Source organism: cf. Phormidesmis sp. LEGE 11477, assembly GCF_015207105.1.
Taxonomy (GTDB): domain Bacteria; phylum Cyanobacteriota; class Cyanobacteriia; order Phormidesmidales; family Phormidesmidaceae; genus Phormidesmis.
The window spans coordinates 1-1668 of record NZ_JADEXO010000259.1 but is presented as its reverse complement, the minus strand read 5'-3'; the positions used below and the strand labels follow the sequence as shown (position 1 = coordinate 1668).

Here is a 1668-nt window from a genome sequence, read left to right as displayed (position 1 = left end):
TTGTTCTAGATGAAAGTGTCTCGCAGTCAGAAGCAGAAGTCCTCGCTGACCTAGAGGCGATCGATAGGATGCTGCTCGGCTCAACGGATATCGAGCAAGCGCTATCCGAAGTACAGCAGTTTGCACAGCAGCATCGCTTTAATCCTGGCATAGATCCACTGACCGGCTCAGCCTTTGCGAACCAGACTTACAGCGCCGCTCAATCCCTGGCTCAAGTGGTCGAGTACGTTCAGACCAGCGGCCTACCTGACTTAACCGCTACGGTTGGTGAGCTTACTCTCAGCGAGACGGCACTGCCTGGAGAAAGCGGCAGACTAGAGATCACGCTGAACAATCAAGGCAACTTAGGCACTCAGCACCCAGTTACACTCAAAGTATTTGCTCAGCCGCAGGGCGAGTCCGACAGCGCCGTCGAAATCGGTGAGAAGGGCTTTGGCAGTTTGAAGCTAGAACCTGGTAAGTCCAAGACGGTATCCGCTGCTGTCGAGCTACCGGACGACTTTGCCCCCGGTGAATACAACATTCTAGTTGCGCTCGATACGGCGAACAACGTCCCAGAAGCTGACGAGACCAACAACGTTGTCGTAGCGGCCTTCACCCAAACAGTCGCCTGGCAGTTTGGCAACGTCGATGGCAGCAGCCGAGAGCTATCGCTCAGCAACGCAGACGGCGCGACGGTTCGCTTTAGGTTGAAAGGCGACGGCTACGGAGAAGTCACAGAGCAAGGCGGTGTCAAACATCTTGCCCTCTATGGCACCACAGATGAAAGCGAGGTCAGTATCCAAGCTGATGGCAGCGGCAATGTCATTGGAGATGTCACCGTCAATGGCGACCTGAAGCAGTTCTATGGCACCAAGACTGACCTGCAAGGCGACTTGGTCATTACAGGTAGCGTAGATCGCATTGTTCTAGATGATGTCAGCGACGCGCAGATTCTGATTGGACCGGGTGAAGATAGCGAACACGTAGCCGATATCAAACTAGACCAGGTCAGCAATCTATCAGTCATTTCTCAAAGTCAGATTGGCGGGCTCAGTGCAACTAGCTGGACCACGACTGATGGGGCGACTAGCTTGATAAAAGCGCCTGAGCTGAAAACTCTGAATGTTGGATACGATTTCGATGCAGATATTGAAATTGCAGGTGAACTAGAACGGGTGAAGGTAAAGGGTGCCTCGTCAGGCATCTGGAAGCTAGGTCAAGTAGACAAGCTAGATCTAGATTCGACGACCGCAGACTGGTCGCTGGCAGTAACGGGCGAACTCAATAAGTTAGACGTTAAGCACGATCTATTCGGGACGGTCAGCGCCAGTGATATCAGGCGCGTCTTCGTACGCGGCGATATGGCTAACGCAAAAGTGCTTGTGGGCAGTGATCTTGGCCCAGATGGACAGGTTGGCGGTGGTGACGATGCGTACGGCGGCGGTGAGCTAAAAGAGCTGATTGTCTACGGTGATATTCTCTCTTCTATCGTCGGTGCTGGCTTAGATCCGACAGATGCTAGCTATGTGAACGGGAATGAACAGCTGGTGCCAGCGGGTGTCATCGGCAAGGTAGACGTCAGAGGAACCGTCTCAGACGATTCTCTGCTGGCGGCAGAGCAATTTACCAAGCAGGTAAAAATTGAGCGACAGACCATCGACCCTGAGTTAGATAGTAGATTCCTCA

General features: G+C 53.1%; 1 protein-coding gene. It reads left to right on the top strand.

Annotation, left to right across the window (positions count from 1 at the left end; translation table 11 throughout):
* On the top strand, positions 1–1668 hold a 1668-nt coding region (locus IQ256_RS29155; RefSeq protein ID WP_193859169.1), incomplete at both ends, for a CARDB domain-containing protein.